The sequence below is a fragment of the Salinivibrio sp. MA351 genome, from assembly GCF_001996065.1.
GTDB lineage: Bacteria > Pseudomonadota > Gammaproteobacteria > Enterobacterales > Vibrionaceae > Salinivibrio > Salinivibrio costicola.
In genome coordinates this window covers 77498-103769 of record NZ_MUFG01000019.1, presented here as the reverse complement: position 1 = coordinate 103769, position 26272 = coordinate 77498, and the positions used below count along the sequence as shown (strand labels likewise).

At 51.9% G+C, this 26272-nt stretch carries 21 protein-coding genes; 10 read left to right on the top strand and 11 right to left on the bottom strand.

Going from position 1 to position 26272, the window contains the following annotated elements:
• Window positions 1–38: 38 nt before the first annotated feature.
• The 3 genes from BZG78_RS11075 to BZG78_RS11065 all read left to right on the top strand — a co-directional run bounded on the left by BZG78_RS11075 (window position 39) and on the right by BZG78_RS11065 (window position 2724).
• On the top strand, window positions 39–1316 hold the full coding sequence (locus BZG78_RS11075) for a divalent metal cation transporter (RefSeq protein WP_077661237.1): 1278 nt from the start codon (window positions 39–41) through the stop codon (window positions 1314–1316).
• A 207-nt stretch (window positions 1317–1523) separates the two neighbouring features.
• Window positions 1524–2192: a Bax inhibitor-1/YccA family protein gene (locus BZG78_RS11070; RefSeq protein ID WP_046073363.1), complete on the top strand. Its 669-nt coding sequence runs from the start codon at window positions 1524–1526 to the stop codon at window positions 2190–2192.
• Window positions 2193–2394: 202 nt separating this feature from the next.
• Window positions 2395–2724 carry a TusE/DsrC/DsvC family sulfur relay protein gene (locus tag BZG78_RS11065; RefSeq protein ID WP_025744655.1) on the top strand — a complete coding sequence of 110 codons (330 nt, stop codon included), beginning with the start codon at window positions 2395–2397 and terminating at the stop codon, window positions 2722–2724.
• Between the two features lie 137 nt (window positions 2725–2861).
• Here BZG78_RS11065 and yccX read toward each other — a convergent pair whose 3' ends face one another.
• The gene (gene yccX / locus BZG78_RS11060) at window positions 2862–3134 is read right to left on the bottom strand and encodes an acylphosphatase (protein WP_077461090.1); all 273 of its coding nucleotides are present in this window, start codon (window positions 3132–3134) and stop codon (window positions 2862–2864) included.
• An 81-nt stretch (window positions 3135–3215) separates the two neighbouring features.
• Between yccX and BZG78_RS11055 the strand changes: the two genes are divergently transcribed.
• Both BZG78_RS11055 and BZG78_RS11050 read left to right on the top strand, forming a co-directional pair.
• Entirely contained in the window at window positions 3216–4589 is a 1374-nt protein-coding gene (locus BZG78_RS11055) for a methyl-accepting chemotaxis protein (protein ID WP_077576614.1), read from the top strand.
• 185 nt (window positions 4590–4774) lie between these two features.
• Window positions 4775–5962 (top strand): class I SAM-dependent methyltransferase, encoded by a 1188-nt coding sequence (locus BZG78_RS11050; RefSeq protein WP_077661236.1) that lies wholly within the window; start codon window positions 4775–4777, stop codon window positions 5960–5962.
• A 156-nt stretch (window positions 5963–6118) separates the two neighbouring features.
• On the opposite strand, the gene BZG78_RS11045 is transcribed toward BZG78_RS11050, so the two are convergent.
• The 5 genes from BZG78_RS11045 to BZG78_RS11025 all read right to left on the bottom strand — a co-directional run bounded on the left by BZG78_RS11045 (window position 6119) and on the right by BZG78_RS11025 (window position 12504).
• Window positions 6119–8023 (bottom strand): propionyl-CoA synthetase, encoded by a 1905-nt coding sequence (locus tag BZG78_RS11045; RefSeq protein ID WP_269087437.1) that lies wholly within the window; start codon window positions 8021–8023, stop codon window positions 6119–6121.
• Between the two features lie 46 nt (window positions 8024–8069).
• Window positions 8070–9521: a bifunctional 2-methylcitrate dehydratase/aconitate hydratase gene (locus tag BZG78_RS11040; protein WP_077661234.1), complete on the bottom strand. Its 1452-nt coding sequence runs from the start codon at window positions 9519–9521 to the stop codon at window positions 8070–8072.
• Between the two features lie 43 nt (window positions 9522–9564).
• Window positions 9565–10716: a 2-methylcitrate synthase gene (gene prpC, locus BZG78_RS11035; RefSeq protein WP_077661233.1), complete on the bottom strand. Its 1152-nt coding sequence runs from the start codon at window positions 10714–10716 to the stop codon at window positions 9565–9567.
• Window positions 10717–10830: 114 nt separating this feature from the next.
• Window positions 10831–11700, bottom strand: a complete 870-nt coding sequence (prpB, locus tag BZG78_RS11030) for a methylisocitrate lyase (RefSeq protein ID WP_077661232.1) — start codon at window positions 11698–11700, stop codon at window positions 10831–10833.
• Between the two features lie 90 nt (window positions 11701–11790).
• Complete coding sequence (locus tag BZG78_RS11025) at window positions 11791–12504, bottom strand: GntR family transcriptional regulator (RefSeq protein ID WP_077661231.1); 714 nt, start codon at window positions 12502–12504, stop codon at window positions 11791–11793.
• A gap of 229 nt (window positions 12505–12733) precedes the next feature.
• On the opposite strand from BZG78_RS11025, the gene BZG78_RS11020 reads away from it, so the two are divergent.
• Together BZG78_RS11020 and BZG78_RS11015 are read left to right on the top strand one after the other, a co-directional pair.
• Complete coding sequence (locus BZG78_RS11020; RefSeq protein ID WP_077461083.1) at window positions 12734–13336, top strand: YitT family protein; 603 nt, start codon at window positions 12734–12736, stop codon at window positions 13334–13336.
• 192 nt (window positions 13337–13528) lie between these two features.
• Window positions 13529–14401 (top strand): (2Fe-2S)-binding protein, encoded by an 873-nt coding sequence (locus BZG78_RS11015; protein WP_077661230.1) that lies wholly within the window; start codon window positions 13529–13531, stop codon window positions 14399–14401.
• Here BZG78_RS11015 and BZG78_RS11010 read toward each other — a convergent pair.
• Both BZG78_RS11010 and BZG78_RS11005 read right to left on the bottom strand, forming a co-directional pair.
• Complete coding sequence (locus BZG78_RS11010; protein ID WP_108743381.1) at window positions 14398–15513, bottom strand: endonuclease/exonuclease/phosphatase family protein; 1116 nt, start codon at window positions 15511–15513, stop codon at window positions 14398–14400. The genes BZG78_RS11015 and BZG78_RS11010 overlap by 4 nt on opposite strands.
• Before the next feature lie 29 nt (window positions 15514–15542).
• Complete coding sequence (locus tag BZG78_RS11005; protein WP_077661229.1) at window positions 15543–16028, bottom strand: hypothetical protein; 486 nt, start codon at window positions 16026–16028, stop codon at window positions 15543–15545.
• Between the two features lie 314 nt (window positions 16029–16342).
• Between BZG78_RS11005 and BZG78_RS11000 the strand changes: the two genes are divergently transcribed.
• Complete coding sequence (locus BZG78_RS11000; RefSeq protein ID WP_025744664.1) at window positions 16343–16798, top strand: methylglyoxal synthase; 456 nt, start codon at window positions 16343–16345, stop codon at window positions 16796–16798.
• Between the two features lie 65 nt (window positions 16799–16863).
• Here BZG78_RS11000 and helD read toward each other — a convergent pair whose 3' ends face one another.
• The gene (helD, locus tag BZG78_RS10995; protein WP_077661228.1) at window positions 16864–18939 is read right to left on the bottom strand and encodes a DNA helicase IV; all 2076 of its coding nucleotides are present in this window, start codon (window positions 18937–18939) and stop codon (window positions 16864–16866) included.
• 243 nt (window positions 18940–19182) lie between these two features.
• Here helD and yccS point away from each other — a divergent pair, with 243 nt between their 5' ends.
• Together yccS and BZG78_RS10985 are read left to right on the top strand one after the other, a co-directional pair.
• Window positions 19183–21444, top strand: coding sequence for a YccS family putative transporter (gene yccS / locus BZG78_RS10990; protein ID WP_077661227.1), 2262 nt, complete (start codon window positions 19183–19185; stop codon window positions 21442–21444).
• Between the two features lie 236 nt (window positions 21445–21680).
• Window positions 21681–22850 carry a DUF1887 family CARF protein gene (locus tag BZG78_RS10985; RefSeq protein WP_077461079.1) on the top strand — a complete coding sequence of 390 codons (1170 nt, stop codon included), beginning with the start codon at window positions 21681–21683 and terminating at the stop codon, window positions 22848–22850.
• Window positions 22851–22968: 118 nt separating this feature from the next.
• Here BZG78_RS10985 and udp read toward each other — a convergent pair whose 3' ends face one another.
• Window positions 22969–23730: a uridine phosphorylase gene (udp, locus tag BZG78_RS10980; protein WP_077661226.1), complete on the bottom strand. Its 762-nt coding sequence runs from the start codon at window positions 23728–23730 to the stop codon at window positions 22969–22971.
• A 228-nt stretch (window positions 23731–23958) separates the two neighbouring features.
• On the bottom strand, window positions 23959–26217 hold the full coding sequence (locus BZG78_RS10975) for a zinc/cadmium/mercury/lead-transporting ATPase (RefSeq protein WP_077661225.1): 2259 nt from the start codon (window positions 26215–26217) through the stop codon (window positions 23959–23961).
• Window positions 26218–26272: the final 55 nt, after the last annotated feature.

Below are 26272 nucleotides of genomic sequence, written 5' to 3'. Positions count from 1 at the left end.
GCAAACACAACAACGCAATTATTATAAAGGAAACACACATGCAAACCGTCTCTTCGCATCAGGCAGGCTCTAGCTTGTCGGTGATGCAACGTCTACGCGCATTGGGGCCAGGGATAATGATGGCCGCGGCGGCAGTAGGTGGATCTCACCTTGTTGCATCTACCAAAGCCGGTGCTATTTATGGCTGGCAGCTCGCAGCATTGATCCTGCTCGTTAACTTATTTAAATACCCCTTTTTTCGAGCAGGCGTACAATATACCGCAGGCACTGGCGAAACGCTGGTAGAAGGCTATGCGCGCTTAGGCCGCCCTTACTTGTGGCTGTTTGTTGCACTGAGTGCCGTGTCTGGTGTTATTAACACCGCTGCCTTGACCTTATTTAGCGCCAGCTTATTAAGCTATTTTGTGCCGTTTGATCTGTCACTAACGGTGTTGTCGACCATTATTGTGATCACTTGCCTGGTGATATTAATTGCTGGCCACTACAAGGCATTGGATCTGCTTGCTAAAGTAATCATGGCAACGCTAACTTGCGCCACTTTGGTCGCGGTTACAGTTGCGGTCGGTAACCCAGTCGCGGTCGAGCCTAGTTTTAATGCGCCGTCGATTTGGTCCGTAGCAGCGATTGGCTTTATTGTGGTCACCATGGGTTGGATGCCCGCCCCGATTGAAATTTCTAGCATTACATCGGTGTGGCTCAAGCGCAAAGCGCAATCTGAGCCAATCAATGCCCAAGCGGCGCTGTTTGATTTTAACGTCGGCTACATTGGCACCGCGCTATTGGCGATTGTGTTCTTATCACTGGGTGCCCTGCTTCTGCACGGCAGCGGGGTTGAACTGAAACAATCCGGTATTGGCTTTTCTCATCAATTGGTGAGTTTGTATGCCGCCACCATTGGCGAGTGGTCACGTTATTTGATTGCGGTGGTCGCCTTTTTCTGTATCTTCGGCAGCACCATCACGGTAATCGATGGCTATGCGCGGGTGGTGTCCGAATCGCAACGGTTATTACGCGAGCAAACAGAAGCAGAAGCAAAACCCGCAGTTACACAAGGCTGGATGGTACTGATCGCTGTGTTGGCACTGGCTATCGTAGCATTTTGGACTGGGGCGCTGCTGACCATGCTTGATTTTGCCATGGTCGCGGCATTTGTCACCACGCCCTTTTTCGCGCTATTGAACTATATTTTGGTGACCAAGCACCGTTTACCACCCGAAGTGACCATGAGCAAGGCGATGCGCGCATTGGCAATCACCGGGCTGGTCTATTTATTTGGTTTCTTGGCCGTGTTCGTCTGGTGGAAGTGGTTGATGTAACAAACTTTACCTTGTTCGCGCTTTAAGGGCTGGGTTAACATCCCTTTACAACTTCACCATCGGTGTTAGGCGCGGATAAGGTATTATTAACCTTATAAAAGCCAGTCGTGGTTTAGGTTAAGGACGTGGGCAGCTTGAAAAAGTGAACGACTGCCCGCATAACTGTCGTATATAAAAATGGATTGTTAACCCAACCGGGAGAACGTTATGAACGATCGTATCGTTTCGCACAGCCAGTCACAGCAGAGTGCGTTATCTACAAACAAGGTGCTACGTAACACGTATGCACTGCTATCGATGACACTGATCACCAGTGCTATCGCGGCCTTTATCGCTATCGCTGTCGGCATCGGCCCAATGATGTCGCTAGGTATGACCCTAGGTGCGTTGGCGATCGTGTTCTTTGTGCTACCACGCACCATGAACTCTTCTGCCGGTATTGTGTGGACATTCGTCTTCACCGGCTTGCTGGGTGCCTCACTCGGCCCAACCCTGACTTACTACCTGAGCCTTTCTAGCGGCCCAGGCATTGTGATGCAGGCGCTTGCCACCACAGGGATGGTGTTCCTAGGCCTATCGGCGTATGCCATTACCTCTAAGAAAGACTTCTCTTTCATGGGTGGTTTCTTGGTTGCCGGTGTGATTGCCCTATTAGTGGCAATGGTCGCGAATATTTTCTTGCAGATCCCAGCGTTGAGCCTGGCAATTAGCACCATCGCGGTACTGATTTTCTCAGCCTTTATTCTGTATGACACCAGCAACATCATTAATGGCGGCGAGACCAACTACATCCGCGCCACAGTGTCGCTGTACTTGAACATCTTCAACATCTTCGTTCATATGCTGAGCATTCTTGGCTTTATGAACGACGACTAACCCCCCAGGGTTTAGTCAGTAACAAACACAAAGAGCCGGCACGCGCCGGCTTTTTTGTTGTTAAATGGCGCACCCACTCAGTGCGGCGTGCAGCACGGAGTCACGGTTGAACGCCAGTTGCACTCGCCCTCCCTGCTCGCTATGCTTTGCAGCTTTAATAACAGCGATAACGTCCGATCAGATGACGAACAAAGGTAAGACTATGCTGGTGTATGAAGGTGAAACCATTGCGACGGATGCGCAGGGGTATTTAAAAAATGTGGACGACTGGCACGAAGCATTAGTTCCCATGCTTGCAGAGCAAGAAGGCATTGCCCTTACCGAGGCCCATTGGGAAGTGATTCACTTTGTCCGCCACTTTTACCAAGAATACAACACCTCACCGGCGGTGCGTTTGTTGGTTAAATCGATGGAAAAAGAATACGGCCCAGAAAAAGGCAACAGCAAGTATTTGTTCAAGCTGTTCCCGAAAGGTCCCGCTAAACAGGCAACAAAACTGGCAGGTTTACCTAAGCCGGCTAAATGTCTTTAGTACCGATGGTCAGTCTGTAAGCGCCGCACTACCCACCGCGGCGCTTACATGTTTTAGCTAATTGCTATTTGTTACCTAGGCGCTGTTTTTTAGCTAAACACGACTTGTTACCTAGGCGACATGGTCCTATCGAGTCGCTATAGTATTGCGAAGCCATCTACGGCGCGCCACTCCACGTCTTCTTTATCGACCTGATCAACACCCGCGGTAGGCGGCCCTTTATCTAACCACGCCATGAGGGCATCCACCGATTCATTGCGGCCACATGCCAGTACCTCAACACGCCCATCCGGTAAGTTCTTCGCATACCCGGTCAATGAGAGCTTTATCGCTTCATGGGCTGTCTGATAACGAAAGCCAACCCCCTGAACGTGACCTGTGACATAGGCCCTAATACATTTTTGRGACATCGGTCACCTCTACTGTATTCCCATTGCAAAACGACACCTGTATAACGCTACATGAGACAAGTCGTTTGACAGGATTACGTCATGAAAGAAGTTGCGTTTCGATGGATTGATAAATATTTCATCCACCTTCGGCTCCAAGAGAAATTTTACCTTATCTTTTTCCTCCCCTTACTCGCAATGGTTGTGATTGCGCTTACCTTAGATGCAGCCTCGGATACCCGTGTGGCACACAAGATGGAAGCGGAAGGCCAAGCCATTCAAGCCATGGTTGAAAAATACGACCTCCCGAAAGGCGAGGTGCAAACCCTGCTCAATAGCCAGCAAACCGGTTTTACGTTCAATGGCAATGAGCTTATCTATCAGCTCGACGGCTCGCTATTTAGCCATATGAGCGCCACCGATTGGAGCCTGCTGCTTGGCATGGTGTTAGTCATTGCGGTGCTGATTTACTACATCATGACCTTTATCGGCGGCGCCATGTACACCATGAACCAAGCTTTATTAAAGCTAGCAGATGGTGAGCTAAGTTACCGGATGAACTTTATTCCGGTCCGTGATGAGTTTAGCCAGATCGCAGTTACCATCGATCAAGTGCTCGAGCGTGAACAGAGTTTGGTAAAAGCGATCCAGGAAAGCGCAGAGATGATGGACGGCCTGTCCGCAAGTTTGCAGCAGCGCAGCAATGAAAGCGAAGCTGTGGGCGAGAGCCAGCGTCAGTACCTTGATTCGCTGGCCAGCGCGACCGAAGAAATGGCGAGCTCAATTCGCGAGGTCGCAACGCATGCCACCGAGACATCAACCCAAACACAAGAAGCCACAGAAGCTGCAAATCTGGGGCGTCAGCAAGTTCAGCAAACCATGAGCGCGATTAATGGTCTTGCCAGCGAGATAGCTCAAGCGGCAGATAAAGTCAGCGAGCTGAGCAAAAACGCCGAGCAAATCGGTACCGTGGTAACCACCATTAACGGTATTAGTGAACAAACTAACCTACTGGCGCTCAACGCCGCGATTGAAGCCGCGCGTGCCGGCGAACAAGGTCGTGGCTTTGCCGTGGTCGCAGACGAAGTGCGCACACTGGCTAGCCGCACCCAGGAATCGACGGTTGATATTCAATCTATGATTGAGTCACTGCAAACGCACACCGCCGAGCTACGCCGGGTGATGGAAGGCACGGTTGAAAATGCGTCAGCCAGTGAGGCGGCGGTGCAAGAGATTGATACTGAGATCAGCCAAATCGCTGAGCGCAGTGGCACCATTGCCGATCGCAGCACCGAAATTGCCGCCGCTGCTGAGCAGCAAGGTAATGTTGCGGGTACGATTTCGCAAGATGTGGAGCAAGTACGCAGCCAGTCTACCCAGGTTGCCCAAATGCTGCGTGATTCCGCTACCGAAGTGAGCGAACTTGGCGCACAAGCCCACCAGCTTAAAACCTTAGTGGCAGGGCTTCGCACCTAACGCCATGGTTTGATTCCATCATTCCCCTTATCGCGCGCCCTACTCTGGGCGCGTTTTTATTGCAATGCCGTCAGCCTTGCTCGACAATACCCGCCCTTTTTGCTTTATCCGCAAGTCACGTCATGATGCAGGTGCTTCACTCAGCATTTTGACGTGTTTTGCACCACCCATTGTTAGGAACCATCATGACTGCCACTGTGTATCTCGCCAAAGGCCGCGATAAATCAATCAAACGCCGCCATCCTTGGATTTTCTCGCGAGGAATCACCCGCGTTGAAGGCAAGCCCGGATTAGGTGACACTGTCACTGTTTGTGATCATCAAGGCGAATTTTTAGGCCTAGGGGCATTCTCGCCGCAATCACAAATTCGGGTACGCATGTGGTGCTTTGAGAAAACCGTCATCGACAGTGACTTTTTCCTCGCCCGTATTCGTGCGGCAAAATCGCTACGTACCATGCTCGCCGAGCGTGATGGCTTAACCGGTTACCGTCTATTGGCCGCCGAGTCAGACGGTGTGCCCGGCATTACCGTGGATAAATACGATAACTACCTAGTGTGCCAATTGCTGAGCGCCGGCGCGGATGCCCAACGCGATCACCTGGTCACCGCGCTGCGTAGCGAATTTCCTGACTGCCATATTTACGAGCGCTCGGATGTTGCGATTCGCAAAAAGGAGGGTTTGAAACCACGTATCGGCGTATTACACGGTGACGAGCCACCGGCCACTGTCATCATCGAAGAAAATGGGGTTGCGATTGAGGTCGACATTACCAATGGCCATAAAACCGGTTTTTACCTCGACCAACGGGATAGCCGCGAACAAGCGGTGAAATATATGGATGGCAAACGCGTCTTAAACTGCTTTTGTTACACTGGCGGCTTTGGCTTGTATGCGCAAAAAGGCAATGCCAAACGGGTCATCAATGTGGATGTGTCACAGCCTGCGCTCGATAGAGCCAAGGCCAATGCCGAACGTAACGGCTTTGATCTCACCCGTGCTGAGTTTGTGAATGCCGATGTTTTCAAGCTGCTGCGCACTTATCGCGAACAAGGCGAACGGTTTGACGTCATTGTGATGGACCCGCCCAAGTTTGCCGAATCGAAATCACAACTGAACGGCGCATGCCGCGGTTATAAAGATATCAATATGCTCGCCATGCAGCTGCTAAACCCAGGCGGTGTGCTGCTCAGTTATTCATGCTCAGGGCTAATGGATTCAGGGTTATTCCAAAAGATCTTGGCGGACGCGGCATTAGATGCGGGTAAAAACGTGCAGTTTATCGAACGCTTTGCACAAGCCGCGGATCACCCCACTCACAGTGCTTATCCAGAAGGTTTCTACCTTAAAGGGTTTGCGTGTTTGATTCAATAAGCCCGCGCATCACTCAATAAGCGCGCTCTTATCTTAACGCGTGGTATTGCTGTGATACCACGCGTTGTCGCACCTATTGTCACGCTCAGAATGACAAGCTCTAAATAGCAAGCCCTGAATAACAAGCCCTGAATAATAAAGCTTGAATAACAAAGCTTACGATGACAACGCCGAGGCAATCGCCTCCAAACTGCTAGGGTCATCAATGGTCGAGGGGACCTGATACGACTCGCCATCCGCCATTTGGCGAATAATACGGCGCAAGATTTTACCTGAGCGTGTTTTGGGTAACTTATCGACGATAACTGCTTGTTTAAAGCAAGCAATTGCGCCAATTCTGTCACGCACACGCTGCACCAATTCCCGTTCTATCTCGCCACTCACTGAGACAAAGCCGTCTTTCAGCACCACTAAGCCGAGCGGCAATTGGCCTTTAAGCTCATCGTGCATGCCCACCACCGCACATTCGGCGACCGCTTCATGGCTGCCTAACACCTCTTCCATTTCGCCGGTCGATAAACGGTGACCTGCGACGTTAATCACATCGTCAATCCGTCCCATCACAAACACGTAGCCATCTTCATCCATGTAACCCCCATCACCAGACACATAATAGCCGGGGAACTGGCTGAGATAGCCGGCTTCAAAGCGATCGTGGTTACGCCACACCGTGGGCAGGCAGCTAGGCGGCAGGGGCCGTTTTATCGCAATATATCCTTGTTGGTTTGGCGCCGCCAGTTCGCCCATTTCATCAAGGATCTGCACTTGATAGCCAGGGCTTGGCATGGTTGCCGAGCCGGGCTTGGTCGCAAAGCAAGTTAACCCCAATGGATTACCCGCAATCGCCCAGCCAGTTTCAGTTTGCCACCAGTGATCAACCACGGGTCGCTGGGTCTTTTCTTCCACCCATTCCAATGTCGGTGGATCAAGCCGTTCGCCCGCCATAAACACGGTACGTAAAGATGTCATCGGATAGCGCGCAAGGTGATCACCGTTTGGATCTTGTTTTTTAATCGCCCGAAAGGCGGTAGGCGCCGAGAATAAGATGCTGACGTTATATGTATCAACCACGCGCCAAAAGGCACCCGCATCCGGTGTACCGACGGGCTTGCCCTCAAACATCACCGTGGTGCAGCCATGTAGCAAAGGAGCATACACAATATACGAGTGCCCCACCACCCAACCGACATCCGACGCGGCCCAAAACACCTCGCCGGGTTTAACGTTGTAAATCGCGCTCATGCTGTACTTCATCGCCACGGCATGACCGCCATTGTCACGTACCACGCCTTTGGGTTTGCCGGTAGTGCCAGAGGTGTAGAGGATATACAAAGGATCCGTGGCATTGACGGGCACCGGTGCTGCAGGCTTTGCTTCAGCCAATAATGCTGCCCAGTCGGCATCACGCGGATTGTCTAAATTGGCACGACACATCGCACGTTGATAGACCACCACATGGTCGGGTTTGTAGCGGCTGTCCATGATGGCTTGATCAACCATCGGCTTATACGCCAAGGTTTTCTCGCCTTCAATCCCGCATGAGGCGGTGAGCACCGCTTTGGGCTCCGCATCTTCAATTCGTACCGCCAGCTCGTTCGGGGCAAAGCCACCAAACACCACCGAATGAATAGCACCAAGCCGTGCGCAAGCGAGCATCGCTACGGTTGCTTCTGGGATCATGGGCATATAAATCACCACGCGATCCCCTTTTTCAACCCCTAGCCCTGCCAGCATGCCCGCCACTTTCGCCACATAGTCACGCAGCGCCGCATAAGTGTAGGTGGTTTTTTTATCGGTAACCGGTGAGTCGTAAATCAGCGCGGTTTGCTCGCCCCGGCCTTGTTCGACATGGGCATCGAGTGCCATATATGCCGTGTTCATGGTGCCATCGGCAAACCAGCGCTCAATGCCATTATCGTCTTTGCTAAGAATGGTTTGTGGAAAGGTAAACCAATCGAGCTGCTTGGCCTGTGCCTGCCAAAATCCCTCGGGGTCACGACTGGCCCAATCCGCATGGTGTTGGTAACTTGCTTCTTGCATAAGCGGCTCCTTATCGCCCACCCTTGGCAGGCGATACGTTTGCAAGCAATGGATTCATTCCGCGTGCTTAGTTAATCACAAACAACGACATAAATTCGTGCACCGGGGTTTTCTCCAGCGCCGCCTGATCGCTACACAAGGCAACGATTTTTTCACTCTGTGCGCGTGGGAAACGGGTCGCCAAGTTGGTGCGGAATTTTTGCTCCAGCACGGGGATCCCTTCTTCGCGACGACGGCGATGACCAATCGGATATTCCACTGCGACTTGTTCAGTGTGGCTGCCATCGGTAAAGAAGATTTGAATCGCATTGGCAATCGAGCGCTTGTCGGCTTCTAGGTATTCCGCGCTATAGCGTGGGTCTTCTTTGATCACCATTTTTTGCCGTAGCGCGTCAATACGCGGGTCGGCGTAATGGAAAGCATCTTCATAATGCTCAGCCACCAGATTGCCGTATAACAGCGGCACCGCCACCATATATTGCAGGCAGTGGTCACGGTCGGCCGGGTTGGCCAACTCCCCTTCTTTAGAAATGATGCGAATGGCCGATTCATGGGTGGTGATTTCAATACGTTCAATCTCGTCAGCCCGGTCTTTAACCTGTGCATGCAAGGTAACGGCCGCTTCCACCGCGGTTTGAGCATGAAACTCAGCAGGGAAGGAAATCTTAAACAGCACGTTTTCCATCACGTAACTGGCAAAGTCTTGTTTGATACTAAAGGGATTACCGTTAAACAACACATCGTAATAGCCCCATTTGGGCGCGCTGAGTACCGACGGCATTCCCATTTCGCCTTTCATGGTGATCATCGCCAGACGCACCGCGCGGGAGGTGGCATCGCCCGCCGCCCACGATTTGCGTGAACCGGCGTTCGGCGCATGGCGGTAGGTGCGCAGTGCACAACCATCTACCCACGCTTGTGAAACGGCATCAATGATCTGGTCACGATTACCGCCCAGCATTTTGGTGACCACCGCCGTCGACGCCACGCGCACCAATAAAACGTGATCGAGCCCGACGCGGTTAAAGCTATTTTCAAGAGCAAGCACGCCTTGGATCTCATGCGCTTTGATCATCGCAGTCAGCACATCGCGCATGGTAAGCGGCGGTTTGCCTTCGGACACGGCCACACGGCTTAAATAATCGGCAGTGGCCAAAATTCCACCTAGGTTATCGGACGGATGGCCCCACTCGGCGGCGAGCCAAGTATCGTTAAAATCCAGCCAGCGAATAATACAACCGATGTTAAACGCGGCAGTGACCGGATCAAGCTCATGAGAGGTGCCCGGCACACGCGCACCATGTTGCACTGTAGTACCCGGCACCAGTGGACCCAGGTGTTTGGTGCATTCAGGGAAACGTAGCGCCAGCAAGCCACAGCCAAGGGTGTCCATCAAACAGTTGCGTGCGGTGTTGTAGGCTTCTGCCGAGGCAATCGGCGTGCTATCGATATAGTCAGCAATTTGCACCAATAAGGCATCGGGGTCGGGGCGCTGGTTCAGTTCTACGTTGTTGCTCATGGTCAATTCCTTCTGTAATTTCAATCGGGTGAATGCGCGCCGATTAGGGGCGCTGATCGATAGATAGCCAATCTTGGTGTTCAGGGCCGTCGTAATCGGCACTTGGACGAATAATGCGGTTATTGGCGCGCTGCTCAAACACATGCGCCGCCCAGCCCGTTACTCGGCTCATCACAAAAATCGGGGTAAACAATTTGGTCGGGATCCCCATAAAGTGGTAGGCCGACGCATGATAAAAATCGGCATTGGGGAACAAGCCTTTTTCGCGCTTCATCACTTGCTCAACCCGCTCAGACACGTCATAAAGCCAAGCGTCTGGTGCGTTTTCGGCAAGCTGTTTCGACCAATGTTTGATAAGGGCATTGCGGGGATCTGACTCACGGTAAATTGCATGGCCAAAGCCCATCACCTTGTCTTTATTGGCGAGCATTTGCATTAATCCAGCTTCGGCTTCGTCAGGCGACCGCCACTGTTCCAGCATCGCCATTGCCGCTTCGTTGGCACCGCCATGTAATGGACCGCGCAAACTGCCGATAGCCGCGGTAATGCAAGAGTGCAAATCGGACAAGGTGGACGCGCACACACGGGCGGTAAAGGTCGAAGCATTGAACTCATGCTCGGCATACAGCACCAGCGAGCAATGCATCACAGATTCATGCAGTGGCGACGGCGTTTCATCGGTCAGCATTTTCAGGAAGTAACCGCCAATGCTTTTCACCTCTGGCTGATAGGTATCGACTCGCACGCCATCATGCGAATAGCGATACCAATAGCAGATAATGGCCGGTAACATCGCCAACAGCGTATCGGTTTTATCCGCTTGCTCACTAAAGTCGGTTTCTTGATCCAAATTACCCAGCATCGAGCAGCCAGTACGCATCACATCCATGGGATGCGCATTGGCCGGGATCCGTTCCAACACCGCTTTTAAGGCGTCAGGCAGTCCCCGCTTGCCAACCAAGGTTTCGGTGTAGTCAGCCAGTGCTTGGCGATTGGGGAGTTGGCCTTTGAGTAGCAGGTACGCCACTTCCTCAAATTGGGCGTGATTGGCTAAATCGGTAATGTCATAACCACGGTAGGTTAATCCAGTGCCGGTTTGCCCGACCGTACACAAGGCGGTGGTGCCGGCACTTTGGCCACGCAGGCCTGCGCCAGAGGTTGGTTTCTCGTTAGGTGCGACGGCGACATTTGTCATGATTGGCTCCTTTCCTTTGATGCCATCAGATTCAACCGCTGCATGAATCCGTGAACGTGATGATAATTCCAGTGGTGTAACCGACGTTTTCACACCGTTGGTGTGCGTCTGTGATCACTCTTTGCCAAATAGGCGATCCAATTGCTGTTCGTAGGCGTGATACCCCAAGAAGTCATAGAGCGCATCACGGGTTTGCATGGCGTCGACCACGTTTTTCTGGTGACCATCCTCCAGCAGGTGTTGATACACATTGAGGGCGGCTTGGTTCATAGCACGAAATGCAGAGAGCGGATACAACACCATGCTGACCCCCACGCTCGCTAGTTCTTGACTGGTAAACAGTGGGGTTTGACCAAACTCGGTGATATTCGCCAGCACCGGCACCTTTACTTGCTCGACAAAGGCTTGGTACTGCTCGAGCGTTTGCATGGCTTCGGGGAAAATCATGTCCGCACCCGCTTCTACGTACGCCCTGGCGCGGGCGACGGCACTGTCCATGCCTTCCACCGCCAACGCATCGGTGCGCGCCATGATCACAAACTCAGGGTCGGTGCGCGCGTCCACCGCCGCTTTAATGCGGTCGACCATTTCAGCTTGGCTGACAATTTCTTTGTTGGGACGATGACCGCAGCGCTTTTGCGCCACTTGATCTTCCATATGCACCGCACCCGCGCCGGCACGCTCCATTTCACGAATAGTGCGAGCAATATTGAGCGCGCCGCCAAAACCGGTATCAATATCCACCAGCAAGGGCACGTCGGTCGCTGCGGTGATCCGGCGAACATCTTCCAACACATCGTTGAGAGTCGTGATCCCCAAATCCGGTAAGCCGTAAGAGGCGTTAGCAATCCCGCCTCCGGATAGATAAATGGCTTGATGCCCCACCCGCTCTGCCATCATGGCGCAATAGGGGTTAATTGTGCCGACGACTTGCAGCGGAATATTGCTGCTCACCGCTTGGCGAAAACGCGCACCTGCACTCATAGTATTCTCCTTGTAAATTCGTGGCTTAGCGGGGATCGCCGCCGCACTATTTTTAATTCGTCAGTGACTATTCAATCTGCTATTTGCTATTCAATCTGCTATTCGCTGTTCAATCAGTTGGCGGCTGCGCTGAATGTGACGACGCATCAGCATTTCCGCCAGCTCGGCATCGCGCTCGCGAATTGCCGCCAAAATTTGCATGTGCTCTTGCAGCGCTTGCTGGGGGCGAGAATGCGCCCGGGGCGATTGAAAGCGGTACATACGCAGCAAGTGGTATAACTCACCACATAACAGGTTGATCAGTTTCTGGTTATGGCTGGCTTTGATGATGCAATAATGAAAATCAAAGTCGCCTTGTTGATGAAAGTAGGCCGCCCCCTCCACCCGCTCGATATAGGCATGGTGGGTGGCGAGCACCTCACTTAACTGATCGATCTCGGCATCGGTGATGTGCGCGCACGCCAGTCTTGCCGCCATGCCCTCTAAGGCTTCTCGCACTGCGTAGATCTCGGCTAATTGGCGATGTGTCAGCGTCACCACTCTCGCGCCCACATGAGGCACCCGCTCTACCAGTCCTAAGGCTTCGACCCGCATCATCGCCTCGCGCAGTGGACCTCGGCTGACGCCAAACGCGGCGGCTAATCCCGCTTCCGATACCTTGGTGCCTGCTGGATAGGTGCCGCTCACTATCGCCTCGATAAGCTGCTCGGTCAGGCTGGCTGACTTGGTGGGCTCACGTGACTCAGCCGGAGTCGATTGCGTGTGTTGGTCGAGAGCCTGGTCATTTGTCGACAATAAAGACATAAATACCGCCTAAAAACTTTAATACAGCCAGAATATAATAAGATTGTAGACAATGTAGATTAGACTTTGGTCTGTAGCGCCGTATTTTTGTCGTGATCTCGCCCACAACGTAAATGATAATGTACGCATTGATTTGTTATTCACTTGTTATCAAACGGATGTTTGACTCGACCTCATTGAAAAGCAGCGTATTGTGTAGCGGTCGTTTTTATAGGGATAGAACGCAAGTATGGATAGAAATCATTCCAAGCGTGAAAACGCATTGGCGCTACTCATTGGTAGTAGTCTGGTGTCACTTGGCATCTTCTTTTTCAACCAAGTAGGCCTACTCACCGGCGGTACCGCTGGGCTGGCACTCTTTTTACAACGTGTCACCGACTTTAGTTTTGGTGAGCTTTTCTTCGTGATCAACCTACCTTTCTATTGGCTCGCTTACACCCAAATGGGTAAACGCTTCACCTTAAGTACCTTGGTCGCCGTCAGCATTGTGTCTTTCTGTGCTGATCACTTACATCACGTGCTCACCATTCAAAGTATTCATCCCGTCTATGCCGCTTTGATTGGCGGTGGCCTCATTGGTATGGGCATGCTGGTGATGTTTCGGCATCAATGCAGTTTGGGCGGGTTTAACACCCTAGCGCTGTTCTTACAGCAACGATTCGGCATCCGCGCCGGGAAAGTGCAAATGGCGCTAGATTGCTCGATTGTGGTGTTGTCACTGATGGTCGTTGAACCATGGCTAATTGCCTTATCTGTCGCCGCGGCGATTACCACTAACCTCGTGCTGGCGATGAATCACAAGCCTGGGCGCTATCAGGTCCAGCCGGGATAGGCGCATACCCCTTATATCGGTGCAGTCGGATCCGCTGCACCGATCATCTTTTCTCGCCAGGCTACATTTTTTCTCGCCAAGCTACATTTTTCTCGCCAAGCTACACTCTTAAACCAAATACGAATCACTCTTACAATTGGTTATATCACGTGGTAAATTCTTCTTTTTAGGCGCCAACTCAAAGGAGTGTTGATGAGCGCAGCTAACCCTACCGTTGATGCATTACCATTACCCGCCACAGTGACACTGCCCTCTTTTCCGCCAGCCCTGGGCTTATCTATGGTGCCTGATGCGGTGAAAGGCGTTTCGCTCCGTAAGCAGCTCACCACCGCGCAAGGGCTGGCGCATTGTTTTTCTGCAGTGAACGCCACCTATGGCGATGCGGATAGCCGTGCCCAAGGTACCCTTTTTATCGGGGCTTATGCGTATGAGTTTCTGCTGCCGGTGCTGGCAAGCTGGCTACAAGGCGGGCAGATACCATCACTGGACTTGGATAATTGGAAGGTGAAATACGAACCTACCCGCGTCACTAAACCCAATGGCCAAGAGCTTGTTTATCACAAGCCGCATTTTTATCTCAGCGCCCTTGAGGGATGGAGACGGCAAGATCACCAGGACTGGCGAGCGATTTTGCATGGTGCTTTATTGCATCACTTTTCGCCCATCGTCGATGCGATTGCCGAGCAAAGTGGTATGCGTGAGGGGCCACTATGGAAAGTGATCGCGGATTCAATCTGTATTGCTTTCTTAATGGTAGGGAAGCATCGCGATTGTGAGCAGGCCGCGCGTGAAGCCGCGCTGTCGATCGTCCATCAACGCGGCACCCCGCTTTATAGCAAGCGCAGTGGTTTTCACGATGTCACCGTCTACGATCCGAACGACACCCAAACCGTGCTGCAAACCCATAGCTTCCGTTTGCGCGGCGGCTGTTGCCGGATCTTTACTGTCGATGATCACAGCTATTGCTCAACTTGCTGTTTTTTAAAACCGGACGAACAAGCTAAACGGCTCGCTGAAGTCGCGTGTCAACGTGAAGGCGTAGCGCTGGACTCGCAGCCTCGCTAATTGAGCGCCACATCGACCCAAACAAGGCGGTGATCTGAGTGGGCACGCGCGTGTTCTTGGCCGTTTTTATCACAAATCAGTGGGTAGTCGGCATCATCAGGGGCAGGCCAAAATACGCCGGAGACTAACACCGCCAGCTCTCGCGAAGGCAAGACATAATCGAGGCGCAGCCCGCCGTTATGGGTAGCGATTGACCGCCCTTTGCCATCGATAAAGCGAAACGCGTGAGACTGGGCCGCCTCACTTTTTGGCACCTGCGCACCAGTGGCGACATCAGGGTGCACACGCGGATGGTTAAGCAAGGCACCAATGGCTTGTTTATCCCCATCGCCGTAGCTCGGGTCCGCATTTAAATCGCCAATCACCACAAAAGGTATCTCGGAAGAAAGCCCGCCGTGGACGCCCTTGTCGTCCACCAGCCAATCCGCGTTATCCAAAAGGCCAATTAGTTGGTGAATTTCATCACTGTTGCGCCGCCAATTACGCTTTTCAGGCCCATCAAACACCGGCGGCGTGGGGTGACACGCTACCAAGCGTATCTGCTGCTCTCCGATACTGATCGGCACAGAGACCAGGTTTTTCGAAGCTAAACGTAGCTTTTTTTTCGCCGCTTCGGTGTAGTAGTCAGACGGAATTTGATGGTGAGGCAGCTGATGCCACGCAAAGTGTTGCCAAGTGCAAATCGCGGTGTCTTCAATGGGGTAACGCGATATGATCACAAAGCCAAACTGACCATGATAGTCGCCAAAGCCATGACACTGCTGAGCATCCGTTAAACGTGGATGCGCGCTGACCGGCACCGTGAGTTTTAAACCCGTGTTGGTGGCAGGCAAATAGCGATACGGATAATCAATCGGGGGGTCGCCGTCTTGCGATTTAGCTAAGTGGCGCTCACAAAATGCGGCCAGTGCACCATCATCGCCACCATCGCCTGGGTGATCAAATTCACACAGCACCACCACATCAGGTCGCACGCGCTGTAAGGTGGCCGCGAGGTTTTTAATTTGCCGACTCGGCGTTGGTGCCTGCATCTGCGATTTAATGTCGCCAGCCTTGCGCCCTGCCAAAGACAGGTTAAATTGCGCAAACCTCAGGGTTGATGGTGCTGTCATGATAGCCTACTCGTGCGCTGAAAAGCCGACTATTTTAACAGGCTCTCAAGGGCACGACGAATTTGTAATGCATCTTCGACGGCACGATGGGGGGCGGGTCCCAATGCTTTCATTTCGCGACTAAAATCACGTCGGTCGAGATCACTGTGCTTTTTTAGCCACTGGTTTACCTCCATTAACGTAAATGAAGGACGCATATAGCAGGCTTTATAAAGCCGCCCCATCCAAAATAGGTCCCACTGGCTGTCGCACAATACATGCTCAAACGGTGCGAGCGTTTGGTTAAGGTGCTGGCATACTGCCAATACACTGGTGCCTTCTGTGGCTAATGTCTTTTGCGAGATACCATGAATACGGGATTCAGCTTCGTGGTCCCAGTGATGCCAATGGCCACTGGCGGTGGAGGGATCAATTAAAAAACTATGACTATCGCCATTTGGCAATACGTATCCTACCTCAATCGGGTAAGACATTAACGACAAACCGGATGCTTCAAAATCCAGTGTCACCCACATACGCGTACTCCTTGCTCATAAACTCTCCTGTATAACGAGGCGTTTCCCTTGCCTAGTTAGTTAACTGTAGCCTTTTTGTTGTCACTTCGATGGACTGTCGCGCCACTTTTGCGTGCTTGATTAACAACTGGCTGTAAAAACAGACTTCATTTCATGTGCTTGGAGAGTTTTTATTGATAATGTGATAACTCTAACAGCCTATGTTCGGCGTTTGTCAGGTGTACGCTATAATTCGATGCAAGATTGGCGTAGGCTTCAATACACTGTTCATTCGCAGTTTGGCGTTAACCGCCTTGTTTTAGATGGAATCGATTATGAAACAAACGTCTCGCACCATGCTTGCACGCAAACACGTCGCGTTAGTGGCACATGATCACTATAAAGATGCCTTGAGCGACTGGGTAAAAGAAAATAAAGAAATACTGAGCCAGCACGCGCTTTATGCCACCGGCACCACGGGCCACATCCTTGCAAGAGAAACAGGGCTAAAAATAACACCTTTGATGAGCGGCCCAATGGGCGGGGATCAGCAACTCGGGGCGATGATTTCTGAACAAAAAATCGATGTGATGATTTTCTTCTGGGATCCCCTCAATGCGGTCCCACACGATCCAGATGTTAAAGCGCTGCTGCGCGTCGGTTCCGTATGGAATATTCCGATTGCCACCAACCGCTCAACCGCCCGCTTTATGATCACGTCGCCGCTATTCGGGCAGGATGTCGATATCCAAATTCCTGATTATCAAGCGTACTTAGACGAGCGTTTGTGATCTTTTTCCCCACACTGTCTGTCGATAACTAACGCCGTCTATGGCTAACAGTGTGGGAGACCGCCTCAAAGGTTTCCTTTCAGTTCCTCCACAAACGGCGAGGCATGGCCTTTTTGATGTACTAGCCACACTTGTTTTTGTGCGCGCGTCAGGGCGACATAACATAATCGCCGTTCTTCCGCGTGTTCAATTGGCTCTTCATTTTTCCCTAATAAGGCCACATCGAGTGACAGCGAGCGTTGCTTGGCCGGAAACACTCCCTCATCCATGCCGAGAATAAACACATAGTGGGCTTCTTGCCCCTTGCTGGCATGCGCGGTGGTATAGCGAAGGGCCAGTGAGGGATACGTTTTCTGCCAAGTTTCTAGATCGTTAGGGCATCGAGAGTGGGTGCGACCAATCAGCATCACAGTCACGGGTTGCGTCGTTTTGGCGTGCTTTTTGGCAAGGCTTGCCAGTGTCTTTTCTAACTTATCGTCAGTGATCACTTTAATCGCTTTGGGCGTTTTCGCCGATGCTTTGTCGCGCGCGTAATCTAATTGCTTAGTGAGCTGTTTGGGGTTTTGGCAAATAAACTGCTGCGCAATATCCCCCAACGCTGCTGGATAGCGATAACAGGTGGTCAGCCAGCAAATTTCACTGTCTCCAAAGCGCTGAGCAAAATCCGTGGTTAAACTGACATCGGCACCGGCAAAACGATAAATGGCTTGCCAATCATCCCCGACGGCATATAAGGAGGCGCGTGGCGTTAAGATTTCACTGTCCGTTTTGCCGTGACACAAGGCCTCGAGCATCGCCAATCGTGCCGGCGAAATGTCTTGGTATTCATCGACCATCACAAACTGGATGGGCGTGGCGAATTTTCGCTGTTGGAACAACTTGGTCGCTTTTGCGATCAATCCATCAAAATCAACGGCGTTCTCCGCTTTTAGTGCTTGTTTATAAGCTTGATACAACGGCCAAATCACCGCCAGTTCGTTTTTTAACCCGATCTGCTCCTCAAAACTTGCCAGTTTATCGGTCAGCGCACGCTTGGTGGTATTGGCTTGGATCACCCGGGAGAGACGCGACCAAACCCAGCTGTGCAACCGACTTTCATGGGCACACGCGCTGAGCTCGGCCTGATCATCAATCGGCAGTGCGTGCTGCTGATGCAGTTTTTCCCATGCTTTATGTGTGTTGGGCTGCTGCCACTGCTCGGCGAGTGCTTGAGTCAGCCAGGCGGCTTTGGCGGTCTCATCACTGGCCAGCGAGGAAATGATAGGGGCCTGCCCTTGGTGCTCGGCAAGTTGCTGGCGGGCAAAGCCATGAAAAGTGGTGACATTCACCTCATGGCCGGTTTTGGTCTTGATCCGAGTTTTAAGCTCAGTCGCGGCATCACGGCCAAAGGCAAGCAATAAAAGCTGCTCAGGCTTGGCTTGCCCACTTTCAATTAAGTAGGCAGCGCGTGCCACCAATACGCTGGTTTTGCCGCTACCGGGCCCCGCCACCACCAAGGTATGAGATTCATCGGTAAGCACAGCCTCACGCTGCGCCGGATTCAGTGGTGACGATTCAATCTGATCAAACCAGGTTTGCCACTGGTTGAGCATCGCCGCATACCATTGCTGATTACGGGTTTTCAGCCAATGGATATCGCCTTGCAACACCGGCGTCAACATGGTGGCGACACCTTCATCTAACTGGGAAAGGAAAGCCGCTGGGATCCCCTCGCTTTCTAGCGTATCCAATAACGTTTGCTGGGCAGTGCGTAATTGCGCCATGCGAACGTATCCTGGCGCGTTCACTAGCGCCTCATAGTCAGCCAGCAAGCTCGGTCGAATGAGCGCTAACTGTTTTTGATAGCGTGCGATATAGGCTTGATAACGCGCGTGAATGGCTTTACCGGCCTGTTTAGCACGTCGCCAAGGCAGGCCAAACACATCAAATGGATAAGCATCTCCTTGCTCTGTGAAGCCAGTCAACGAGATGGTTCCCCAGAGTAGCCCACGCGAAATGGTGAGCTGTCCATCCCAGGCAGAAAAGGGAATATATTGACGATGGTGGCGAGATTCGAGCAGTAAGCCATCATTTTCTAGCTGTAAACTATAATGATCGCCATAAACAAGCCATTGTGCCCAGCGATTTGCAGAGAGTTTCATATCAATACGTTAGTCAGCCAATGAGGGATAGGCGCGGCCTTTAAAAGATGCTTGGCATGCTACTGCTCACCACCCTAGAAATCAATTCACTCGCCCACAAAGCCTGTTCTCAGCGTCGATTCTCTTAAGGAATTGACCTACCGCAACCAAACGATAAAAGCGGTGCTTAAAGACGCATTCAGGGTTAGTTTCTCGGGCCGTTTCTGGTATCTTGCCAGCATTGTTGGCCGATAACGTTTATTTATGTCTTTTTCTCTGCCACGTTTTCCCACCGTGCCACTCACGTTGCGTGAGTATTGGGCCAATCACCGGATTAATGACAGCCTTCGTGTGCTGATTGCGCTGATGGGCGTTGCCTTGTATGCCAGTTATGCTGGACGTACCGATATTGTCACCCCGCTCGTCCTTGGCGTCATCGCCTCGGCACTGGCAGAAGTGGACGATCATTTTTGGGGCCGAGTACGCGCACTTGGTGTCACCTTGGTCTGTTTTACTGTGGCGGCGTTTTCCGTCGAGCTCTTATATGACACGCCATGGTTATTTGCTATCGGCCTCACCGTGTCGAGTTTTGGTTTTATCATGTTAGGGGCCATTGGTGAACGCTACGGCACCATTGCGTTTGCGTCGTTACTGTTGGCGGTCTATACCATGCTAGGCATGGAGCAAGGCAGTGATATGTGGTTACAACCGATGATGTTGCTATCAGGGGCCGTCTGGTATGGCCTTTTGTCGCTGATATGGATTGTCATCTGGCCTCATCGTCCGGTACAGCATCGGCTCGCGGCGGTATTTCGCCAAACCGCGACCTATATGGAAACCAAATCGAACCTATTTCACCCTGTGACAGAATTGGTCCCCCAGCCGACCCGCATCGCCGCCGCGAACCGAAATGCCCAAGTCGTCGCCGCACTAAACCAAGCCAAGGCATCTTTGCTGGCCCGTGCACGACGGGGGCGATTGACTAAACGGCATCAAGCGTTGCTGCAAACCTATTTTATTGCCCAAGATATCCATGAACGTGTCAGCTCTTCGCACTATCGTTATCAAGATCTTGCCGCGCAGTTTTTCCATTCTGATATCTTGTTTCGCTTTGAGGCCTTGCTCAATGCCCAGGCCAGCGCCTGTCGCGATGTTGCACAAGCGTTATCGATCGGGGCGCGCTACCAGCACCCAAAAGCGGGTCAGCAAGCGTTACTGGCCATCCAGCAATCGATGCAGTATTTATTGGCTGAACAAACCCAAGATGCCTCGCGCATGGCCTTACTTCATCAGCTCGATTTTCTCTATAAAAACCTAGAGACCGTTGAGGAGCAGTTGGCGAGCCTTAGTAATTTAGCTGCCAATGATGGCACACAAGAAAGTGAACTGGCCGACCCTGATGCGCGCTCTCTGGGCGAAATGGTGTATCGGATCCGTCGTCAGATGACACTCAAATCGCTACGTTTTCGCCATGCGGTGCGACTCTCTTTGTCACTACTCGCCGGCTACGGGGTGATTCAAGGGCTATCGCTTGAACATGGGTTTTGGATCTTAATGACGATTCAATTCGTTTGTCAGACGAACTACTCGGCGACGCGAAACAAACTCAAAGAACGGATCCTAGGGACCGTAGGTGGGTTGCTATTAGGTGTGCCCGCTTTGTATTTGTTCCCCGATCCGAGCAGCCAGTTAGCGTTAATGGTGATCACGGGGGTACTCTTTTTCGCTTTTCGTACCGTGCAGTATACGCTCGCGACCCTGTTTATCACCCTGCTGGTACTCATGTGCTTTAGCCAATTTGGTCAGGGCTTTGCGGTTATCTTGCCACGGCTGGGAGATACCGTGATCGGCTGCCTGATTGCTGTCGCCGCCGTTCGTTACGTGCTCCCCGATTGGCAAGCGCACCGATTGCGTGGGATCATGACCGAGGCGTTACAAGCAAATCGTGATTACCTTGCCCATGTGATCGCACAATATCGTGTCGGTAAACGCGATAATCTCGCCTACCGAATCGCACGTCGCCATGCACACAATGCCGATGCCGAGCTCACCACCGCCATCAGTAACATGTTGGTCGAGCCAGGACGCTATCGCACCAACATTGAAGAGACGTTCCGGTTTTTGTGTTTGAACAATGCGATGTTGAGCTATATTTCTGCGCTTGGCGCTCACCGCCGTCGCATGGACGATGAGGTTAATCATCAGAAAGTGGCGCAACTGCATCGTGACATTCACCAATCACTCAATGCGTTAACCGAACGACTCCGGCGCGAGCTGCCGACCGAGCAACCCACTCAAGTGGCATCAACCGGTGATAAAACCCTCTCCGGCGACCCGGCAGACACTCACCCAGACGTTGTATATCACGACACCCCAGAGCCTAACGTCGCCGCTCATGATAGGGTCGATAACACACCGTTAAGCATGGTGCTGCAACAGTTAACATTAATTCAGCGTATGATCCCTGAGTTAAATATGCTCACTGCGACATTGCGTCAGCAAGCACTCAAACAAAGCCGGACTTAGCGCCTCCTCACACGCACGTGCCCAGCTATCGAGCCGTCGTTGGCTGGGCTTGCGGTTAAAACACTGACACTGACGCCTCAAGGTCAGCACTCTGTCAAATTACACTTATTTACGCGATCTACGGTTGAAAGCCTGACGTTGAAGACGGATATTAGATCCATGTCATCTGTTGAGTCTGGCAACTATACTTATCATTTAGCGGCTTGTTGTCGCCGCATAGCCCGCCTGGAGCATTTATGGCTATTCATGTAGGAATCATTGATTCGGATCCAGTCCGACTCGTTACCCCGGTTTTACATCAACAATTGCCTGTCAGTAAGTTGGTATTGATTGGTACGCTTGAACAAGATCTCGAGTTTGAGCGACTCACTCGTGTGTTAGCCCCGAAAGGCATTGAAACGGAGTTTTTTGAAATCTCGGATGATATCAATATCCGAGAAGTCAAAAGCCAAGTAAAGCGTCTTGCCGAACAGCTCACCCAATCTTCTGAAGACATTCTTTTTAATGCGAGCTGTGGCCTACGCCACCAATTATTGTCTGCTTACGAAGTGTTTAGAACCTATCAATGGCCCTGTTATGTGATTGAGCCCTACAGCGACGAATTGTGCTGGCTCTATCCCGACGGTCTTCCACAGCAACAGGTCGAAGATCATATTAGTTTGACCGAGTACATGACGATTTTTGGTGCCCGTTGCGCAGATCACGATGAAGAGGAAACCGGCTGTCTTACCAATGATATTTATCGGTTAGGAGAAAAATGGGCGAGCAATGCTTATGAATTAGGCCCAGGCTTAGCCACTTTAAATTACTTAGCGACCACTTGCCGAAAAGAACAGTGCCTGGATGTTGCATTGAGTGAAAAACAGCAAGGCTATCGCGAACTTGGGATGCTGCTCGACGATTTATCGGATGCGGGATTAGCGCGCTACGAAAATGGTGTGCTCACTTTTAGCTGTGAGGAAGCCCGACGTTTTGCCAACGGAGAATGGCTGGAAAGCTACGTGCACCACACGGTCACTTCTATCCAAAAAGAATTACCGACCATCCAAGACAGTGCGCTTTCTATGCAGGTTTACCGCCAAATTGGCGAGCGAGAAGTCCGCAATGAGTTGGATGTCGCCATGGTGGTTAACAATAAGCTTCATATCATTGAGTGCAAGACAAAGGGCATGTCTAGCGACGGTGATGACACCCTGTATAAATTAGAGTCTTTGCGCGATTTACTGGGTGGCTTGCAAGCACGTGCGATGCTGGTCAGCTTTAGACCATTACGTCATCACGATATTACACGGGGTACAGATCTGGGTTTAGCTTTGATCGGCCCTGACCAGCTGGCCAACTTACGCACCCATCTTTACGATTGGTTTATTGCGGCTGGCGGTACTATCGAAGTAAGAACAAGTTAATCGCTTACGCAAGGCGATACGACACGTTCGACAACCTTGTCGGCAATAAAAAACGCGGTGCTCATCAGGGCACCGCGTTCAAGGATAACGATATCGCGTTAGCTGATATCGCGCTAGCTTATAGTAGCTTACGGGCCGCTTCCACCACCACTTTGATCGAACGTGCTTCCGTTTCTTTTAAGGTCGCGTGATCTGGGATTTCTTTTTGCGTACGGTTGATAATCACACCCGCGACACAACCAGCACGTAAGCCTGAGCTGGCACACATGGTCAGCAAAGTGGCCGATTCCATCTCAAAGTTCAACACACCCATCTCTTGCCATTCTTGCATTGAGCCTTGGAAACGACGCACAACGCGACCGCTAAAGGTGTCATAACGCTCTTGGCCTGGGTAGAAGGTATCACTTGATGCGGTCACCCCTGTATGTACGGTAGCACCCTCTTCATCAACGGCGGCTTTCATCGCGGTCGCAACATCAAAGTCAGGCACCGCTGGGAATTCCATCGGTGCAAAGTGAGTACTGGCACCGTCAAGACGCACAGAGCCGGTGGTCACGATCATATCACCGACGTTAATGTCAGGCTGGATAGCGCCTGTAGTACCAACACGCAAGAAGGTATTCACGCCCAATTGCGCCAATTCTTCTACCGCAATAGACGTTGACGGTCCACCAATGCCGGTTGAGCAAACCACCACGGATTTGCCATCTAGCCAACCGAGGTACAAGGTATATTCACGCTGTGAGGCGAGAAACGTTGGGTTTTCCATCAAGTTCGCGATTTTTTCAACGCGAGCAGGATCACCAGGAATGATGGCAGTGGTTGCGCCTTGTAGATCGGCTTTTGTGACGCCAAGGTGGAATACAGGGGTATCAGACATAATCAGTCTCCTCGCTGGATGCTATCATCAGCATTTAAAATAATGTAAGGCCTACCGAGGTAGGCCTGAACTCGTTATTGATTATGTATTTAGGATACCCAAATCTGCTCCTTTTTATGTGACCATAATCGACATATTGCACGATAATCTCTTACAACTTTCAGAATTTAGAGATCAATATCACTTTATAAAGGTAAAAGCAGACAGAAGGTGTCCTCATTTTTGGTCCTAATCACGCAACAGGCGTAATGCATTCAGTGTCACCAACGCTGTCGCCCCACTGTCTGCCAGTACAGCCACCCATAAACCGGTGATCCCTAACACACTGGTGACCAAAAACACCCCTTTTAGTCCTAGCGCAATCGTGATGTTTTGCCGCACATTGGCTTGCGTCGCGCGCGCGAGCTGAAGAACGCGAGGCAGCTCAATTAAACGATTATGGCTCAATGCTGCTTCGGCGGTTTCAAGCGCAACATCCGTCCCACTGCCCATCGCGACCCCCAACTGAGCGGCTTTCATTGCAGGAGCGTCATTAATGCCATCGCCAATCATGGCGATCCGATACTGACTCGCGAACGCTTCAACCGCCGCAACCTTGTCTTCAGGTAATAGTCCAGCACGATAATCAATCCCTAACTCGTCGGCAATTTCAGCAGCGGCTGTCGGGTTATCCCCTGTCAGCATCACAGGATGGATCCCCATCGCGCGGATCTGCTCAATCGCCTCACGTGCATCCTCGCGCAATTTATCGCGCCAGCCAATCATGCCATAAGGGCGCTCATCGACCATCACTACCGCAACGGTGACTCCGCGTGCCGCGATCTGACTGGCCTGTTGATACTGCGCATGCTCGAGCGTGGCGTCCGAGAGTTTGTCGAGCGCAACCATCCGAACAAGCTGGCCGTCGACTGTCCCTTCTACGCCTCGGCCTGCATTGGCTTGAAGCCCTGTCGCGTCGGGGATAGAAAGACCGCGTTCCGTGCTGTAGAGCACGAGTGATTTAGCCAATGGATGATGACTACCGCGTTCGATCGCTGTCGCCAGTTGCAACAGCGTGGTTTCATCGCCTTGCCACACGCAAACATCCGTGACCATGGGCTTACCTTCTGTCAGTGTGCCCGTTTTATCAAAGGATACCGCGTTGATACCTGCCAAGCTTTCTAGCGCCGCTCCCCCTTTAATTAACGCGCCTCGACGTGCTGCCGTGGCCAAGCCCGAGGTGATAGCCGCTGGTGTGGAAATCACCAGCGCACAGGGGCATGCAATCAATAATAGTGCTAGGCCACGGTATAACCACTCTTGCCAACTGGCAGCAAAAAAGAGGGGTGGAACGACAACCACTAACACGGCTACGCCAATCATCGTCGGGGTATACCAACGACTGAATCTATCGATAAAGCGTTCAATCGGTGCTTTTTTTGACTCGGCTTGCTCAATCAAATGCAGGATTCGGTCAATGGCGTTTTCACCTTGGGCAGAAGTCACCGTCAGTGTCACCGTTTTATCGGTGGCTAAACTGCCTGCCATCACGGTGTCGCCCGCTTCAATATCGACCGGAATCGACTCTCCCGTCAGGGCACTTTGATCAAAACTCGCCGCCATTTCCATCAACTTGCCATCCGCCGGCAAACGGTCACCGGCGCTAATTTCAATCACATCACCGGGCGTTAATGTGCTCGCCGCAACGGCTTCACGTTCACCGTTTTTGCCCACTCGCGTCACAGTTTCTGGCACTAGTGCCATTAATGATTGAATACCGTCACGGGCACGCGTCGAGGCATAGCCTTCCAGCCGTTCGCCAATGAGAAACAGTACCAACACCATGGCCGCTTCCGTCGTTTCTCCTAGGTAGAGAGCACCGAGTGCGGCAATACTCATCAGTGTTTCAATGGAAAACGGGGATCCCTGACGTGCCAGCCTGCCCGCTTTGAGTAAGATAGGCGTTAATCCGACCACGGTGGCGCCGGTAAATAACCAGTCTGACAGTGAGGGAAACCAATAATGCAGGCCCCAGGCGATGAGCATGCTGCCAATCAATCCAAACAGTAGTGCATCATCGCGCCACTTTTGCCAGCCAGAAGGCTCTATCGCGGGTTGATTTAATGCCAGCAGTGGAAAGCCCACTTTTTTTGCCGCGTACTGAATCGCCGCAAGCGTATCAGCGGGTGCATTGTGGGAGAGAGACACCCGTAACTTTTCAGTCGCAAACAGTACTGTCGCACTTTCAACACCCGGTGTGGCGTGAATCGCTTTCTCTAGTTTGGCGGCACAGCTTGGACAGTCCATTCCCGTCACCGCCCATTCATGGGTCACAGAAGAGGAAAAGCGATGCCTGTCAGGATCGTCGTCACCTGCATTGCCCTCGCCATCTTGATGACTCGAACAGCAACTTGTTTCTTGACATGTGTTTGTCACCGCCTCTGTGGACTGAGAAACGGTTTGGTGATGGGGTTGGTGACAATGGTGGTGTCCGCAGTGTTTACACATAATCGACTCCTTTGTTGGTCGTTGTGTTTATCATTTACGGACAGTATAAGGGTTG